This is a genomic window from Ochrobactrum sp. XJ1 (genome assembly GCF_024701725.1).
GTDB lineage: Bacteria > Pseudomonadota > Alphaproteobacteria > Rhizobiales > Rhizobiaceae > Brucella > Brucella anthropi.
In genome coordinates this window covers 138389-156011 of record NZ_VDGD01000004.1, presented here as the reverse complement: position 1 = coordinate 156011, position 17623 = coordinate 138389, and the positions used below count along the sequence as shown (strand labels likewise).

Genomic DNA, 17623 nt, shown 5'->3' with positions numbered 1-17623 from the left:
TTTTTGATATTAGCTTTTGTAAATGGAGATTAATTCCACGGAGCATTTCCAGCAAAAGTGCGTAAGCCGTTTGCGTCTGGAAATGCGTGAGAAAAAGAAACAAAGCGGCAATAGCCGTTCCACAGGAACGGACGCCGCTTGAGGAGGGAGCCGTCATGGCCAGAATGCGTGCAGTCGATGCAGCCGTGCTTGTGCTGGAAAGAGAAGGGATCAATTGTGCTTTCGGTGTACCGGGCGCAGCGATCAATCCATTTTATTCGGCGATGAAAGCGCGCGGCTCGATCCGCCACATACTGGCGCGTCATGTCGAAGGTGCTTCGCATATGGCCGAGGGCTATACCCGTGCAAAGCATGGCAATCTTGGCGTCTGCATCGGCACCTCCGGCCCCGCCGGAACGGATATGATCACGGGTCTCTATTCGGCTTCCGCCGACTCGATCCCGATCCTCTGCATTACGGGTCAGGCGCCACGTGCGCGTCTGGACAAGGAAGACTTTCAGGCGGTCGATATCGCCAAGATCGCAGCCCCTGTCACCAAGTGGGCGGTCACGGTTATGGAGCCCGCATTGGTGCCTTTTGTTTTCCAGAAGGCGTTTCACATCATGAAGTCGGGCCGTCCCGGCCCGGTTCTGATCGACCTGCCGATTGACGTCCAGCTTGCCGAAATCGAATTCGACATCGACACTTACCAGCCGATGGAAGCCTACAAGCCTGCTGCTACGCGGGCGCAGGCGGAAAAGGCGCTCGCCATGCTGAACGAGGCGGAACGTCCGCTGATCGTTGCTGGTGGCGGCATCATCAATGCCGATGCGTCCGATCTTCTGGTTGAGTTCGCCGAAATCACAGGCATTCCGGTCATCCCGACCCTGATGGGCTGGGGCGTCATTCCCGACGACCATCGCCTGATGGCAGGCATGTGCGGTCTGCAGACCTCGCACCGCTATGGCAATGCCAATCTGCTGGCCTCCGATGTCGTCATCGGCATCGGCAACCGCTGGGCAAACCGTCATACGGGTAATGTCGACACCTATAAGAAAGATCGCAAGTTCATCCATATCGACATTGAGCCGACGCAGATCGGCCGTGTCTTTGCACCGGACTTCGGTATCGTTTCCGACGCAGGCAAGGCGCTGAAGCTGCTGCTGGACGTTGCGACCGAATGGAAGTCTGCCTGCAAGCTGCGCGACTGGTCGGACTGGGCCAAGGAATGTGGCGAACGCAAGCGCACCATGCTGCGCAAGACACATTTCGACCAGACGCCGCTCAAGCCGCAGCGCGTTTATGAGGAGATGAACAAGGCGTTCGGTCGCGATACCTGCTATGTCACGACCATTGGCCTCAGCCAGATTGCGGGTGCGCAGTTCCTGCATGTCTATCGCCCACGCAACTGGATCAATTGCGGTCAGGCCGGTCCGCTCGGCTGGACGCTGCCAGCAGCGCTCGGCGTGCGTGCTGCCGATCCTGACCGTCCGATTGTTGCGCTTTCCGGCGACTATGATTTCCAGTTCATGATCGAGGAACTGGCGGTCGGCGCACAGCACAAGCTGCCCTACATTCATGTGGTCGTGAACAATTCCTATCTCGGCCTCATCCGCCAGGCGCAGCGCGGCTTCAACATGGATTTCGAGGTGAGCCTCGCCTTCGACAACATCAATGCCAATGGCGACGCGGAAAAGGGCTATGGCGTCGATCACGTAGCTGTCGCCGAAGGCCTCGGCTGCAAGGCGATCCGGGTTCGCAGCCCCAACCAGTTTGCCGAAAGTTTTGAACAGGCAAAAGCGCTTATGGCGGAGCATCAGGTGCCGGTGGTTCTGGAATTCATCCTGGAACGCGTTACCAATATTTCCATGGGTGTCGACATCGATCAGGTTGTCGAATTCGAGGAACTGGCCGAACGTGGCGAAGATGCGCCGACCGCTATCGCAGCGCTTTTGGATTAAGAGCAATTCCCGGTTTTGTCCGCAATTGCGCAAATAGAGAATTACAAGGAGGCGAAAATGCCGAGATTTGCAGCCAATCTCACAATGCTCTTCAATGAAGTGCCTTTCATGGACCGCTTCGCACTGGCCGCAAAGGCCGGTTTCACCGGGGTGGAATATCTCTTCCCTTACGAGTTCAACCGGCATGAGCTGAAGGCGGCGCTGACCAAGCATAATCTGGCGCAGGTCCTGCACAATCTGCCTGCGGGCAATTGGGCTGGCGGCGAGCGTGGCATTGCGGTTCTGCCGGATCGCGTCGATGATTTCCGGCGCGGTGTGGCCGATGCCATCGATTATGCCACGACGCTCAACTGTTCGCAGGTCAACTGCCTTTCCGGCATTGCCCCGCAAGGTGTCGATCCGGACGTTTTGCGCGCCACTTTTGTCAGCAATCTGCGTCTGGCGGCAAAGGAACTGGGCAAGCATGGCATTCGCCTGCTGATCGAGCCGATCAACCACTATGATATTCCGGGCTTCTATCTCAACACGGTGGAGCAGGCGGTCTCGATCATCGACGAAGTGGGCAGCAACAACCTGTTCATCCAGTACGATCTCTACCATCAGCAGCGGACACGCGGCGAGCTGGTTGCAACGTATGAACGTTACAAGCCGCTGATTGCCCATGTTCAGCTCGCCGACAATCCGGGCCGCAATGAGCCCGGCACCGGTGAGATCAATTATCCGAACGTGTTCGAAGCACTGAAAAACGCCGGATACAAGGGCTGGATCGGCTGCGAATACAAGCCGAAGACCACCACTGAAGAAGGCCTCGGCTGGTTCAAGAACCATGAAGCCGAACGGCTGACCGCATAAAGAACGGCTGACCGCATAAATTTGATTAGGGAGTAAGCGACATGGCCAAGATAGGCTTCATCGGACTGGGGATCATGGGCACGCCGATGGCGCGTCATTTGCAGGATGCGGGACATCAGCTCTTCACCTCCCGGTTCAATCCTCCACCGCGCCAGGAGCTGATCGACAACGGTCTGCAAATTCTGGAAACGCCGAAGGCTGTTGCCGAAGAGTGCGACACCATTATCCTCATGTTGCCGGACACGCCGCAGGTAGCCGAAGTTATCTTCGGCGAGGGCGGCGCGATCGGTGGCCTTGGCAAAGGCAAGTTGCTCATCGACATGAGCTCGATTTCCCCCATCGAGACGAAGGAATTTGCGAAGAAGGTCCGTGCGACAGGTGGCGAATATGTCGATGCACCGGTTTCGGGCGGTGAGGTCGGCGCGAAGAATGCCAGCCTCTCCATCATGGCTGGCGGCTCGCAGGAATCGTTCGACCGCGCTCTGCCGCTCCTGAAGCTCATGGGCAAGAACATCACGCTCGTCGGCGATTGCGGTGATGGCCAGACCACCAAGGTTGCAAACCAGATCATCGTCGCACTCAATATCGAGGCTGTCGCCGAAGCATTGGTTTTCGCTTCCAAGGCAGGCGCAGACCCGGCAAAGGTGCGCGAAGCTCTGATGGGTGGCTTTGCATCGTCCCGCATTCTCGAAGTGCATGGCGAACGCATGATCAAGCGTACTTTCGATCCGGGCTTCCGCATTTCGCTGCACCAGAAGGACTTGAACCTTGCGCTGCAAGGCGCAAAGGCGCTCGGTGTTTCGCTGCCGAACACTGCCACGGCACAGGAACTGTTCAATTCCTGCGCGGCGCATGGCGATGATGGTCTCGACCATTCGGGTCTGGTGCGTGCTCTGGAGAGAATGGCGAACCACGACGTCGCCTGACACTACAGCTGCATTCCTCGTGATGCCGGACTGCAAAGAGCAATTTTTTGCGCTCCGGTGCTCACGTACCCTTAAGTACGCTCCGCTCCGTTGCTCGAAAATCACTCTTTTCGCCACGGCCTGACGAGTTTGCAACTGTGGTGCTAAAACAGACCTGACTTCTCTGGAGGGAGAGGGGGTGGAGCTGGCTGCTTGGAGGAAGTGGCCGGCTCCATTGATTTTATACGTGTAGCGCGGAATAGTGCCGTCAAACGATAATCAAGACCGGGAAACTCATGACCACGATTGCCGATCCAAAGAAATTTCTGACCAGCCTTTTCGATGCCGCTGTTGCGGCTGCCGATCCCGAACTGGTGATCCGCGCCAATCTTCCGGCCAAGCCGAAGGGACGCACGATTGTCATCGGTGCGGGTAAGGGCTCGGCGCAGATGGCGGCGGCTTTCGAGTGTGCCTGGGCTGAGCGGCATGAGGGCGAGGACGCGCCAATCGAGGGTATTGTGGTCACGCGCTATGGTTATGGCGCGCCCTGCGCGCGTATCGAAATCATCGAAGCCGCGCATCCGGTTCCCGATGCTGCAGGGCTTCAAGCCTCGAAGCGACTGTTCGATGCTGTGTCCAACCTCACCGAAGATGACCTCGTGGTGGCGCTTGTTTCCGGTGGTGGGTCTGCCTTGTTGCCCTCGCCGCCGGACGGGCTGACGCTTGAGGACGAAATCGCGGTCAACAAGATCCTGCTTGCGTCGGGTGCGCCGATTTCGGCGATGAATGCGGTCCGCAAACATCTGTCGACGATCAAGGGTGGCAGGCTCGCCGCAGCCGCCCATCCGGCAAAGGTGTTCTCGCTCGTTGTCTCGGATATTCCGGGCGATAATCCGGCCTTCGTGGCTTCCGGCCCAACTGTGCCGGACGAGACAAACCGCGATGAGGCTTTGAAGATCATCGAACGCTATAGACTGGAACTGCCCGATGCTGTGCTTGCGCACATCAAGAGCGAGAAGGCTCACGCGCCAAAGCCGGATGACAAGGTTTTTGCGAGGAACGAAGTGCGCGTCATTGCTTCCGCTGCTGTTTCGCTGGAAGCGGCAGTGAAGGAAGCCGCGCGTCATGGCGTCGAAGCGGTGATTCTCTCCGATGCGATGGAAGGCGAGGCGCGGGAAGTGGCGCATGTTCATGCGGCGATTGCCCGCGAGGTGGCCGACCGTGACCGCCCATTCAGGAAGCCAGTGGTCATTCTGTCAGGCGGTGAGACGACCGTCACCATTCGCGGCAAGGGCGGCAAGGGTGGACGCAACAGCGAGTTCCTGCTGTCTTTTGCCCTCGATATTGATGGTTATGACAATATCCATGCGCTGGCCGCCGACACGGATGGTATCGACGGATCGGAGGACAATGCAGGAGCCTTTGCTGATGGTTCCACTGTTTTGCGTCTGCAAAAAGCGGGCGAGGATGGCGCGGCGCGGCTCAACGCCAATGATGCATGGACGGCATTCGACGCCATCGGCGATCTGTTCGTACCGGGGCCAACCGGCACGAATGTCAATGATCTCAGAGCTATTTTGATAGTGGCTTAGACTCGTCGTCCAACAGGATGCGACTGGCTGCTCCATCCAGATCGTCGTACTGGCCGTTCTTCAACGACCAGAGAAAGGCGACAAGGCCAAGCAGGCCCAGAAACAGCGCGATGGGAATGAGAAAGAGAAGTCCGCTCATTTGTGCGCTTCCTTGATGATAGCAACAGGCGCGATAGTCTTCTGCGTCTGTTGCTTTTGTTTTCCGGCCCGCAACCGCAATGCGTTGCTGACGACTACGATGGACGACAGCGACATCGAAAGTGCAGCCACCAGCGGGGTGACATAGCCGAAAATCGCAATCGGCACGGCTATGATATTATAGCCGATGGAAAGCGCAAAATTCTGGCTGATCAACCGGCCCGCTTCCTTCGAGACGGCAAAGGCAAGCGGTACTGCCGACAAGCTTTCGCGCAGAAAGACGAAATCCGCTGCATTGCGGCCAATGTCGGCTGCCGTCGCCGGGGCCATGGAAACATGGGCGGCGACAAGGGCCGGAGCATCGTTCAATCCGTCGCCGACCATCAAAACCTTGTTGCCTTCGCTCGACAGCTTCTGCACCAGCTCCGACTTATCGGCAGGCAGTACCTGAGCCTGAAAATTGTCGACGCCGAGATAGCCTGCAAGCCTCTCGACGGCAGGCAGCCTGTCGCCGGAAATGATGCCAAGCTTCAGGCCGTTGCGCTTCAGTGTGGCGATGGCTCCGGCAGCGTCTTCGCGCGGCTGATCTTCAAAGCGGAAGGTTTCAACCAGCTTGCCATCAATGGAAAGACAGGTTTCGGGGCCATCTGCATGAGGCATGACAGCGGTACCATCCGCCCAGTCCCGCTTGCCAAGCCGATAGATGGAGCCGTTGAGCTCTGCTTCGATGCCTGCGCCCGGCACTTCCTCGATACGGGTAAATGCGGTCATCGGTTTTGCGCCCGAGAACAGCGCAAGTGCGCGCGACAAAGGATGGCGCGAATAAAGCGACAGCTCGGCTGCGATTTCGAGATTGTGGGGATCAATCGCATCGGCATCAATCAGTCTCGGCTGACCGAGGGTCAATGTGCCGGTCTTGTCGAAAATGGCAGTGTCGATCTCGGCCATCCGCTCCATGGCGGAGCCGTCCTTGATCATGATGCCGTTTTCAAACAGGCGACGGGCCGCAACCACCTGCACAATCGGCACTGCAAGGGCGAGCGCGCAAGGGCAGGTGATGATGAGGGTGCAGATCGCGATATAGATGGAGCGATACCAGTCGCCACCGGTGTAGATCATCCAACCGACAAAGGCCGCAAAGGCAATCGTATGGACCATCGGCACGTAGAGTTCAGAAGCGCGGTCGGCGAGACGGCGATAGTAAGCGCGGCCACCTTCGGCGACATCCATCAGCCGCACCATTTCAGCGAGGAAGGAATCCTTGGCTTCCGCTGTCGCGCGGATGATAAGAGGCGTGGAAAGATTAAGTGTGCCTGCGCGGATATCCGAGCCGGGCCCGACAGGCACGGCATCGCTTTCACCCGATGCAATGGCGCAATCAAGTTCTGAACGGCCTTCTTCCACCTTGGCATCGACAGGTACGCGCTCACCTGCTGCAAGGATGATGCGCATTCCGGGGCGGATTTCGTTGACCGGCAGGTAATTGCGTTCGTCATTCTCGCCGATCACCACCGCGCCGCGGCTGCCGAGCTGCGCCAGACCGCGCACGGCGGAACGGGCACGGGCGCGCATCATGTAATCGAGCGTGCGGCCGATCAGCAGGAAGAACAGCAGTGTCACCGATGCGTCGAAATAGGCGTGCTGGCCATGGTTCATCGTCTCATAAACGCTCATGCCGAAGGCAAGCGTGATTGCGAGTGCAATCGGCACATCCATGTTCACGCGTCGTGCGCGCAGTGCATTCCAAGCTGAAACAAAGAAAATGCGGCCTGAATAGATCAGCGTCGGCAGGGCGATAAGGCCGGAAATCCAGTGAAACATGTCGCGCGTCGCGGCATCCGCGCCCGACCAGACCGCGACCGATAAAAGCATCACATTGCTCGAAGCAAAGGCCGCGACGCCAAGTGCGATCAGGAGCCGCGTGAAGGTCGGATCCTTGTCCTGCGCCATGTCGAAGATATGCGCTTCATAACCGAGCCTGCGCAGCGGATTGACCACATCTGGCGGCGTCTCGCCATCTTTCCAGCGCACGGTGACGCGGCGCGCCGTCAGGTTGACGCGGACATAGGCAACGCCCGCGATCTTGCCGAGTGTCTCCTCGATGTTCTTGATGCACAGGCCACAATGAACACCGGGAACCGACAGGTCGAGCTGGCGAAAGCCGTCTCCAAGCGCACGGCTTGCGACCTGCATTTCATCTACAGAGACGGCCTGAACGACGGTCGCTATCTGTGCATTCTCGACGCAGCAGCTCATAGTATCCTCCCGTCCTTCACAAGAACGCGGATGATGTGGCGATAGGGGTCTTCAAGACCGGCATCGGCATTCACTTCCATGATCCAGGCGCCTTCGCCAAGTTCCAGCGGAGCGGTCAGTATGCCGGGTTCGCGGACTGTCAGCGTGACCTTGGTGTCGTTCACATCGCCAACCGGGCGCTTGAACTCAACCGTGCCACCGGTCAGGCCAACGGCCTTGCCGTCACGATCGGCCAGCTGCCAGGTGAAGACGCCGCTTTCAAAAGCAGGCTTCGACTGCCATTGCAGCGCGGCCTGCTCCTTGCCGGTCTGTGCCTTGTCGTTGAACTCCTGACTGGCGACATAGGTGTTCTTCACCACCAGCCCGCTCCAGCTATGGATGGCATTATAGGCCATGGTCAGATTGACGGCGATAATGACACCGAAGAAAGCGAGCATGATGCCCAGCATATGCCAGCCGGTAAACGTGCCTGGAGTTTTCGACTTGATCGACATTATCTGCCCTCCGGTGCCATGAAAGTTGCCTTGTAACGTGCATGTTCCGCACCGTTTGCGTCACGCACTTCGATTTCATAGTCCTTGCGATGATCGGTAATCGCATCATGCGGCATGGTGACGAAGACACGCAATGTCTTCAGACGGTCCGGCTCCACCGGAACATCGTAATTACCGTTTGTATCCGCTGTTTCGTCTTGCACCGTCAGTGTTGCCCCCGGCAGGCCCTCAATGGAAAGGCGGAAGGTGCGCGGCGTCGGGATCATGTTGAGCAGCTTGACCGTGTAGCCATTGCGGATCGATCCGTCCGACAAAAGCACATATTGCGGCGTGCGATCATGCAACACGTTGATGCCGATGCGCTGGCGCGTCGAAAGCGAGATGACGAGTGTAAGGCCGATCAGCGCCCATACGGCGAAGTAGAACATGCTGCGCGGACGCAACACCTTCTTCCACGACAGGTTCTGCACCTTGTCCGAGAAGCTGTTCGGCGCCTTGTAGACGCGTGCCGGATCGATAGGAGCCGTGCCATTATTGGTCGCCAGCGCCATGTTGAAGTCGTAATCGGCAAGCGTTGCATAGGAGATGAGACCGCGCGGCTTGTCGATCTTGTCCATCACCGAATTGCAGGCATCGATGCACAGCGCACAGGTGATGCATTCCAGCTGCTGGCCGTCGCGAATGTCGATACCCATCGGGCAGGCAGCGACACAGGCATTGCAATCCACGCAGTCGCCCACGGTTTCGCCTGCGGCAATCGCCTTCTTGGAATGGCGTGAGCGTGGCTCGCCGCGCCAGTCATTATAGGTGACGGTGAGCGAATTTTCGTCCAGCATCGCAGCCTGAATGCGTGGCCACGGGCACATATAGGTGCAGACCTGCTCGCGCATCAGCCCGCCGAAAATATAGGTGGTGGCGGTGAGGATGGCGACGGTGAAATAGGCGACGGGTGCGGCCTGACCTGTCACGAAATCCATGAGCAGCTTCGGCGCATCGGCGAAATAGAAAATCCATGCGCCGCCGGTCAGAACACCGATGACGATCCAGACGGAGTGTTTGGCAACCCGCTTCCAGACCTTGTCGAAGGTCCAAGGTGCCTTGTCGAGTTTCATGCGCGCATTGCGGTCGCCTTCGATGGCGCGCTCGACGACCAGATAGAGATCGACCCAGACGGTCTGCGGACATGTATATCCACACCAGGCGCGGCCCGCGACGGAGGTTACAAGAAACAGGCCGAGACCCGCCATGATAAGCAGTCCTGCGACGTAGTAGAATTCCTGCGGCCAGATTTCGACAAAGAAGAAATAGAAGCGGCGATTGGCAAGATCGATCAGCACCGCCTGATCGGGCGCATAGGGACCGCGATCCCAGCGCAGCCAGGGCGTCAGATAGTAGATGCCCAGTGTAATGAGCATGACAATCCATTTGAAGCGCCGGAACTCGCCCTGCACACGCTTCGGAAAAATCTTCACCCGCGCCGCATAAAGCGACTGCCGGGTCTTGGGGGAATTGACTGCCTGAACGTCAATGCGTTCGACATCGTCTGACATTTGCCTTGCTCCTGAAGCGTGATCCCGGAAAGACAGAAGCTGGTTTCCCGGAATGATCGCACTTGCAACAATTGAGAGCGGGGTGGTTATTCGCCGTCCGTTCCAATGCAGTGGTTTGAAGTGTATCCCGACCTGCCGTTTAAGCCGGGAGCATCTGGCCCCCGCATCGGTTCCGATGCGGGGGGCAGTTATTGTTACTCACCACCGCCCAGCGAATGGACGAAGATGGCAAGCTGCTTGACGGTCGCATCGCCGAGGCGTGTTTCCCATGCAGGCATGACGCCATGCTTGGGATGCGATACCTGACGCACGATGGCGTCCTCGCCGGAACCATAGAACCAGATGGCGTCTGTCAGGTTCGGCGCACCGAACTCACGCAGGCCCTTGGCATCCGCGCCATGGCAGACAGCACAGTTTTCGGCAAACACCTTCTTGCCTTCCGGCACCATTTCCGGATTGTGCGGCGTGCCGGAGAGGCTCACCACATAGGCAGCGACATCGCGAATCTGCTGTGGTTCCAGCACGTCGACAAAAGCCGGCATTTCGGAAACGCGGGTGTCGGCATCGTCCTTCGAGCGCACACCATGACGAATGGTCGTCAGAACGTCGTCGATGGAACCGCCCCACAGCCAGTCGTCATCGTTGAGGTTCGGATAGCCGGGTGCGCCCTGTGCGCCAGAACCGTGGCACTGCACGCAGTTGACGCGGAAGGCAGCAGCGCCACCGGCAATCGCATATTGGCGCAGGTTTTCATCAGCCAGAATCTCGTGCACGTCCTTGGCCTTGATCTGGTCGATAATGCCCTGGCGCTCGCTGTCGATCTTGGCGGTTTCTTCCCAGAAGGCGCCACGACTCGACCAGCCGAGCACGCCGCCGGTGGAGCTGGAAATCAGCGGCCAGGCGGGATAGGCGATGACATAGGCGATCGCCCAGAAAATGGTGGCGTAGAATGTCCACAGCCACCAGCGGGGCATTGGATTGTCGAGTTCCTTGATGCCGTCCCATTCGTGGCCGGTCGTCGCTACGCCGGTGACATCGTCAATTTGCTTGTCAGTCATTTGCGTCATCCTTGAAAGGAATGTCCTTCGCGTGGTCGGCTATCTGCTTGCTGCCTGGCCGGAAGGCGTAGAAGACGACGAAGAGGAAAAAGAGCGCCATGCCGAGCAAACCCCAGCTATCGGCGAACGTGCGCATGGTATTGTAATCCATCGCTAAATCTCCGCTTTATCTCGCTTTGGGGGACTGGTCGTAGGTCGAGAAGTCGACCAGCGTGCCGAGCATCTGGAGATAGGCGATGAGTGCGTCCATCTCCGAGATCATCTGCGGATTGCCGTCGAAATCACCGAGCTTGGCCTTGGGATAGCGGGCCTCTACACCGGAAGTATCGGCATCGGGCGTAGCCTGTGCCTTAAGATCGTCCAGCGCGCTGTCGATCATTTCCTGGCTGTAGGGCACGCCGACCGCCACATTAGCCTTCAGATTGCCAGCAATGTTGGAGGCGTCCAGCGGACGGTTCTTCAGGAAGGCGTAGCTTGGCATGACCGATTCCGGCACCACGTCACGCGGACGGACAAGGTGCTGCACGTGCCATTCGTTCGAATAGCGGCCACCGACGCGCGCAAGGTCAGGCCCCGTGCGCTTGGAACCCCACTGGAACGAATGATCGTACATGGATTCCGCAGCAAGGCTGTAATGACCGTAGCGTTCCACCTCGTCGCGGAACGGACGGATCATCTGGCTGTGGCAAAGGTAGCAGCCTTCACGCACATAGACGTCACGGCCCGCGAGTTCCAGCGGCGAGTAGGGGCGCATGCCCTCCACCTTCTCGATTGTGTTCTCGAGATAGAAGAGCGGCGCGATTTCAACGATGCCACCGACCGTGACCACGGCGAGCGATGCGATCAGCAGCAGCGTTGCGTTTTTCTCCAGCTTGGAGTGGTTCTTTAGTATCGACATAAATCACACGCTCCTTATTCGGCAGGCTGCATGGTGGTGCCAGTTGCAGGCTTCGCACCGCCCATTGGGGCTTCGTTGCGCAGATTGCCGCGAATGGTCTGATAGACGTTCCAGGCCATCACGAAGCCACCGGCGAGGTAGAGCACGCCGCCAAGCGTACGGATGACGTAATATGGGAACATGGCGAGCACGGTTTCCGCGAAGGAATAGACGAGGAAGCCCTGATCGTCGTATTCGCGCCACATCAAGCCCTGCTGGATACCGGCAACCCACATGGCCGCCGCATAGAGAACGATGCCGAGCGTCGCCAGCCAGAAGTGCCAGTTGACCATGCGGATCGAATAGAGCCGCTGGCGGTTCCACAGCTTTGGTGCGAGATAATAGACGGCGGCAAAGGTGATCATGCCGTTCCAGCCGAGCGCACCCGCATGAACGTGACCGATGGTCCAGTCCGTATAGTGCGACAACGAATTGACGGCCTTGATCGAAAGCATCGGGCCTTCAAAGGTCGCCATGCCGTAGAAGGCGATAGCTGCAACCATCAGGCGGATGATCGGATCGGTACGGACCTTGTCCCATGCGCCGGAAAGCGTCATCAGACCGTTGATCATGCCACCCCAGGACGGCATCCACAGCATGATGGAGAACACCATGCCCAGCGTCTGCGCCCAATCGGGAACGGCGGTGTAATGCAGATGGTGCGGACCAGCCCAGATATAGAGGAAGATGATCGACCAGAAGTGCACGATCGACAGGCGGTAGGAGTAGATCGGACGCTCTGCCTGCTTGGGCACGAAATAGTACATCATGGCCAGGAATGGCACGGTCAGGAAGAAGGCAACGGCGTTATGGCCATACCACCACTGCGTCACAGCATCCTGAACGCCGGAGAAAGCCGAATAGCTTTTCACGCCGAGGAAGGAGACCGGGATCGCCAGATTGTTGATGATGTGCAGCATGGCGATGGTGATGATGAAGGACAGGTAGAACCAGTTCGCCACATAGATATGCGGCTCTTTGCGCTTCAGGATCGTGCCGAGGAACACGACCAGATAGGCGACCCAGACGATGGTGAGCCAGATGTCGACATACCATTCCGGTTCTGCATATTCACGGCTCTGCGTGATGCCGAGCAGATAGCCGGTCGCAGCCATGACGATGAAGAGCTGATAGCCCCAGAATACGAACCATGCGAGATCACCGCCGATGAGGCGGGCGCGGCAAGTGCGCTGCACGACATAGAACGATGACGCGATCAGGATGTTTCCGCCAAACGCAAAAACAACCGCAGAGGTATGCAGCGGACGCAGGCGGCCAAAGTTCAGGTAAGGTTCCAGATTGAGATCTGGAAAGGCGAGCTGCGCGGCGATAACCACACCGACCAGAAAACCGGTCACTCCCCAGAAAACCGTCGCGATGACACCGTATCGGATCGGGCCGTCCATATAGGTGGACTGGTCGACCTTTTTCGGCGTCAGGCCGTAATCGGCATTTCGCATCAGAAGAATGGTGAAGATGGCCAGTGTAGCGAACAGAATCCACATATGGGTTCTGAACAGCTCATCATGGGAAAATCCGGCCAGAAGCACGGCAAAAAGTGCTCCCAGACCGGAAAGGACTGTTCCAGCGGCGTAGTTCATGAAATCCCCTCGCAGCGCATGACAAGAGCCATCTCGGATGAGACAGCAATAGCGATAGGTTTCCTATCAGCGCTTAGAGAGCAGCTGTCATTGATCTAAATCAAAGACAGCTGCCAGAAGGCCCGAAAAATAGGGAAGAGAGCCTTGCTCAGGATTCGTCAATATTCCGCTTCAGCCGGATCATGATGCGGGACGCAGTATTATGTCATTCGACAATCGTGCCCGGCACGATGATTGATGCGCTTAACCCGCCTTGTGAGCGGTTTTGCAGCTGCAATTCGCCACCCATCCGTTCTGCCGCCATTTTCACAATTGCGAGGCCAAGGCCGCTGCCGGTTTCGTTGCGATGCGCGCCGCGGAAGAAACGCTCGGTCACGTGTGGCATTTCGCTGTCGGGAATGCCAGGTCCATTATCCTCGACAGTGAGCCTGACTTTGCCCGCTTCAGCTTCGATCCGGCAGCGCACGGCGCCATCCCTGGGCGAGTGATTGACGGCATTTTCGATCAGGTTGCGGGCAGCAAGCGTGAAGAGATGCGGGGAGGGCAACTGCACCAGCGGCATGTTGTCTGGCAATTCGATGGAAATGCCGCGCTGGACTGCCAGCATCCGCATGTCGGTGGAAACCGCAACCAGAAGCTGGCACACAGGTTCGCATGCTGGTGCTTCAGTCTCATCACTGGTTTCAAGCGCTGCCAGATCCAGAAGCTGGTTGGTGAGGCGGCTGGTGCGGTCGACGCCCGCCGCGATCTGGCGCACTGCATTGGCGCGCATTTTTTCATCCTTCGCACCTTCGGCAATCTGTGCCTGCGTCTTCAGTCCGGCGAGCGGCGTCTTCAGCTCATGCGCGGCAAAGATCGCAAAGTTGCGCTCGCGCTCGCGAGCCTCTTCAACGCGATGGAAAAGCCCGTTCAGCGCGGTGACGGCGGGTGCGATCTCCTTGGGCAGGTTCTGTTCGGGCAGCGGTCGCAGATCCTGCGCCTGCCGCTTGGAAAGCACGGACGCAAGGCGGCTCAGCGGGTCGAGACCGCGTCGCACGCACAGCCAGATCATGAGCGCCAGAACAGGTAGCATCAGCAGGGCTGGCAGCACGAGGCCCGCCACGACGTTCTGCACCAGCCTCTCACGAACGCTCAGGCTGTCGCCGACCATGACACGCAGGCCGAGCTGGGTATTTTCGACAGCGAATACACGCCAGCGATCGCCCGCAACTTCCGTATCGGAAAAGCCGTTTGCGACATTGGTGAGCCGCACGCCGGGTGCACTTTCGGAACGTCCCACCAGCTTGCCGTCAAGCGCCCATATCTGACAGAACAGCTGCCGGTCATAAAGCGGAAAATCCGGCATTGGCTTCAGCGACAATTGCCCGCCGTCGCCTTCCGGGCCAACCTCCACACGGTGCTCGGTCAAAAGCGAATTGACCATGCGTGCGGCCTCCATCAGGCGCGCATCGAGTACTTTTTCAAGCTGTGACTGGGTGCTGATATGGATCCATACCACCGCGAAAAGCCAGACAAGGCAGGTAACGCCGATCAGGATGCCGGTCAGGCGACTGCGGATGGAGTTCATGCGCTTGCCCCTGCCAGACGGTAGCCGACCCCACGCACCGTTTCGATATAATCCGAACCGAGTTTCGAGCGCAGATGATGGATATGCACTTCCACCGCGTTGCTCTCCACTTCTTCCTGCCAGCCATAAAGCGCTTCTTCCAGTGAGGATTTGGAGAAGGTTGCGGTCGGTCGTTCCATCAAGGCGCGCAGGACCGAGAATTCGCGTCGGGTCAGCCTGACGGGTTCACCATGGAGCAGCACCGACATCTCCGCAGGGTCCAGTTCCACGCCACGCCATTCAAGCAGGGCATTGGCGCGCCCTGCACCGCGCCTGGCGACCGCGCGCACGCGGGCTGCAAGCTCATGCAGGTCGAAGGGCTTGCCGACATAATCGTCGGCACCTGCATCAAGGCCGGCAATGCGCTCGGGCACCTGATCGCGGGCAGTCAGCAGCAGCACCGGTGTCTCGTCGCGGCCGCGCCGCATCGTTCTGAGGATGTCGAGGCCCGAGCCATCGGGCAGCATCAGGTCGAGCACCACGGCATGATAGTTCTGGGCGGCAAGGGCTGCTTCCGCATCGCCGCAATTGGAAACGGCATCCACGGTGAAACCGGCAAGCCCCAACCCTACGGTCAGTCCGTCGAGGAGGATCGCGTCGTCTTCTACCACGAGTATGCGCATGAGTTCCTGTTTCCGCCTTCATTGACAATTAGAAGCATACGGGCTTTTCACCGCGCCAGCTTAAGGCTGTCTTAAGGTGGCCGGAGCATTCGCCTTTTGCAACATGATCAATTTGTCCGAATCGAATTTATGCGGAAAATCGTAATGCGTTTCTTTACGGGCCTCGCTGGCTTATTCATCAGTTTGTTTCTTGCGCTCGGCCCGGCATCGGCAGCGAACCCGTTGCCAGTCGATCAGGCTTTTCGCCTGAGTGTGCTGAAGGATACGGATGGCCGTCTCGTGCTGAACTGGCAGATCGCGGACGGTTACTATCTTTATCGCGATCACATCGAGGCGAAGGACGGGCAGGGAAATGCGCTTGCCGTCGATACGCAGCCCGGCCAGCCCAAGGACGATCCGAATTTCGGACGGCTTGAAGTCTATTACACCCATGCCACAGCAAGTGTGAAAGCAGATGCACAGCCGGTGGAACTGACCTATCAGGGCTGTCAGGAAGACGGCATCTGCTACCGTCCGGAAACCAGAACAGTCGATCCGGTCACGCTCGCCATATCCAGCGAAATGGGGCAGAAGGCCAAAGCGCTGACGCAGGCATCGGTATTTGCTCCAGCTGCTATGCCAACCGTTGAGCAGAATACGGCGTTTGCCCTTGCACCCGAAAAAGGCATGGTCGAAGGGCTGCTCGATCAGGGCGGCACCGGGCTGGTGATCGCGGCGTTTCTGGCTTTTGGTGTTCTGCTTGCTTTCACGCCGTGCGTGTTTCCCATTTATCCGATCCTTGCCGGAACGCTGGCCCGCGAAGGTGAAAAGCTGACGGCAAAGCGTGGTTTCGTGCTTTCCGCCGTCTACGTCGTCAGTCTCGCACTGGGTTTTGCCTTGGTGGGTGCAATTGCAGGGTGGTCGGGGCAGAATCTGCAGATGGTGCTGCAGTCGAAATGGACTGCGCTTGCACTGGCCGGACTATTCACGCTTCTGGCGCTTTCCATGTTCGGCCTGTTCCAGATACAGCTTCCAAATTCATGGGTCAGCGCAATTTCGTCGCGCACTGGACAGAGTGGGGGCCGACGGACAGGTTCCAAACGTTCCGCTGCCATTCTCGGTTTCTCGTCCGTGCTGATTGTCGGCCCTTGCGTGACGGCACCGCTTGCAGGCGCGCTGCTCTATATTGCGCAGACGGCCAATGTGGCTCTGGGCGCTTCCGCGCTCTTTGCGCTCGGTATTGGCAAGGGACTGCCGCTCATTGCTTTCGCCACGCTTGGCGCTGGCACGCTTCCGCGCGCAGGCGCATGGATGGAAACGGTGAAGCAGATTTTCGGCTTCGGTTTTCTGGCAACCGCAATCTTCATGGCCGCCCTGCTTCTACCGCCCGGCGTGGACATGGTGCTGTGGGCGCTCCTGCTTTTCGGGGCTGCAAGTTTCGCGTTTCTGAGGATTCCGGGGCGCAGCGTTGTAGCGCGCACAATAGGCACCGCAGCCTTCGTTTACGGCGTCATTTTGATGCTCGGCGTGGCTTCGGGCGGAAAAGACCCGTTGCAACCGCTGGCCGCATTCGGTAACCGTGGCGGCAACCAGAATCTGGCCGCGCTGCAATTTGCGCCGGTCGAGACTGTTTCTTCCCTTCAGGAGAAACTTGTTGAAGCGCGCGGCGACAAGCCGACGCTTGTCTATTTCACGGCGGACTGGTGCGTAAGCTGCTCCACCGTGGAGCGCCGGGTTTTGCCCGACGCGAGCGTGAAGAAGGTGCTGGGCGACTATCAGCTCATCAAGGCGGATATTTCGCAGCTTACCAGCGGCAATGCCGATCTTATGGCAAAGCTTGGTGTCGCCGGCCCGCCGACGATGATCTTCTTCGATCGCATCAGCAAAGAACCGGAGGGGACCAGATTGGTGGGCGATGTCACGACCGCCTCTATCGAACGTTCGGTAGGCCTTGTGAGCGCTGACTAGAGCATTTCCAGCAAAACTGCGAAGCGGTTTTGCGTCGGATAATGCGAAAAAACAAGAGATAGAGCATTTCCGATGGCTCAGGAAAAACAGGAAATGCTCTAGAAATAAAGGATTTCAAGATGGC

The 17623-nt window shown here is 58.3% G+C and carries 15 protein-coding genes; 5 read left to right on the top strand and 10 right to left on the bottom strand.

Annotated elements, in window-relative coordinates; all coding sequences use genetic code 11:
• The first annotated feature begins 155 nt into the window (after nt 1-155).
• From gcl to FG152_RS08430, 4 genes are all read left to right on the top strand, one after another.
• Nucleotides 156-1940 (top strand): glyoxylate carboligase, encoded by a 1785-nt coding sequence (gene gcl, locus FG152_RS08445; protein WP_498985890.1) that lies wholly within the window; start codon nt 156-158, stop codon nt 1938-1940.
• Between the two features lie 57 nt (nt 1941-1997).
• Nucleotides 1998-2792 carry a hydroxypyruvate isomerase gene (hyi, locus tag FG152_RS08440; protein WP_010658282.1) on the top strand — a complete coding sequence of 265 codons (795 nt, stop codon included), beginning with the start codon at nt 1998-2000 and terminating at the stop codon, nt 2790-2792.
• A gap of 41 nt (nt 2793-2833) precedes the next feature.
• Nucleotides 2834-3718, top strand: coding sequence for a 2-hydroxy-3-oxopropionate reductase (locus tag FG152_RS08435; protein ID WP_029925676.1), 885 nt, complete (start codon nt 2834-2836; stop codon nt 3716-3718).
• Nucleotides 3719-3993: 275 nt separating this feature from the next.
• Nucleotides 3994-5289, top strand: coding sequence for a glycerate kinase type-2 family protein (locus tag FG152_RS08430; protein WP_010658284.1), 1296 nt, complete (start codon nt 3994-3996; stop codon nt 5287-5289).
• Here the strand turns inward: FG152_RS08430 and ccoS are convergent.
• The 10 genes from ccoS to FG152_RS08380 form a co-directional block, all read right to left on the bottom strand.
• Nucleotides 5270-5428 (bottom strand): cbb3-type cytochrome oxidase assembly protein CcoS, encoded by a 159-nt coding sequence (ccoS, locus tag FG152_RS08425; RefSeq protein WP_010658285.1) that lies wholly within the window; start codon nt 5426-5428, stop codon nt 5270-5272. The genes FG152_RS08430 and ccoS overlap by 20 nt on opposite strands.
• Entirely contained in the window at nt 5425-7683 is a 2259-nt protein-coding gene (locus tag FG152_RS08420) for a cation-translocating P-type ATPase (RefSeq protein ID WP_498985884.1), read from the bottom strand. The genes ccoS and FG152_RS08420 overlap by 4 nt, the downstream gene beginning before the upstream one ends.
• Complete coding sequence (locus tag FG152_RS08415) at nt 7680-8177, bottom strand: FixH family protein (RefSeq protein WP_010658287.1); 498 nt, start codon at nt 8175-8177, stop codon at nt 7680-7682. The genes FG152_RS08420 and FG152_RS08415 overlap by 4 nt, the downstream gene beginning before the upstream one ends.
• Nucleotides 8177-9727 carry a cytochrome c oxidase accessory protein CcoG gene (gene ccoG / locus FG152_RS08410; protein ID WP_010658288.1) on the bottom strand — a complete coding sequence of 517 codons (1551 nt, stop codon included), beginning with the start codon at nt 9725-9727 and terminating at the stop codon, nt 8177-8179. Before ccoG ends, FG152_RS08415 begins: the two co-directional genes overlap by 1 nt.
• 194 nt (nt 9728-9921) lie before the next feature.
• Complete coding sequence (gene ccoP, locus FG152_RS08405; RefSeq protein ID WP_010658289.1) at nt 9922-10785, bottom strand: cytochrome-c oxidase, cbb3-type subunit III; 864 nt, start codon at nt 10783-10785, stop codon at nt 9922-9924.
• Entirely contained in the window at nt 10778-10936 is a 159-nt protein-coding gene (locus FG152_RS08400; protein WP_010658290.1) for a CcoQ/FixQ family Cbb3-type cytochrome c oxidase assembly chaperone, read from the bottom strand. Before FG152_RS08400 ends, ccoP begins: the two co-directional genes overlap by 8 nt.
• Before the next feature lie 15 nt (nt 10937-10951).
• Nucleotides 10952-11683 (bottom strand): cytochrome-c oxidase, cbb3-type subunit II, encoded by a 732-nt coding sequence (ccoO, locus tag FG152_RS08395; protein ID WP_010658291.1) that lies wholly within the window; start codon nt 11681-11683, stop codon nt 10952-10954.
• A 14-nt stretch (nt 11684-11697) separates the two neighbouring features.
• On the bottom strand, nt 11698-13323 hold the full coding sequence (gene ccoN, locus FG152_RS08390) for a cytochrome-c oxidase, cbb3-type subunit I (RefSeq protein ID WP_010658292.1): 1626 nt from the start codon (nt 13321-13323) through the stop codon (nt 11698-11700).
• 205 nt (nt 13324-13528) lie between these two features.
• The gene (locus FG152_RS08385; RefSeq protein ID WP_010658293.1) at nt 13529-14890 is read right to left on the bottom strand and encodes an ATP-binding protein; all 1362 of its coding nucleotides are present in this window, start codon (nt 14888-14890) and stop codon (nt 13529-13531) included.
• Nucleotides 14887-15552 (bottom strand): response regulator, encoded by a 666-nt coding sequence (locus FG152_RS08380; RefSeq protein ID WP_454502853.1) that lies wholly within the window; start codon nt 15550-15552, stop codon nt 14887-14889. Before FG152_RS08380 ends, FG152_RS08385 begins: the two co-directional genes overlap by 4 nt.
• Before the next feature lie 144 nt (nt 15553-15696).
• On the opposite strand from FG152_RS08380, the gene dsbD reads away from it, so the two are divergent.
• Complete coding sequence (gene dsbD / locus FG152_RS08375) at nt 15697-17499, top strand: protein-disulfide reductase DsbD (RefSeq protein WP_498985877.1); 1803 nt, start codon at nt 15697-15699, stop codon at nt 17497-17499.
• The last annotated feature ends 124 nt before the right edge of the window (nt 17500-17623 follow it).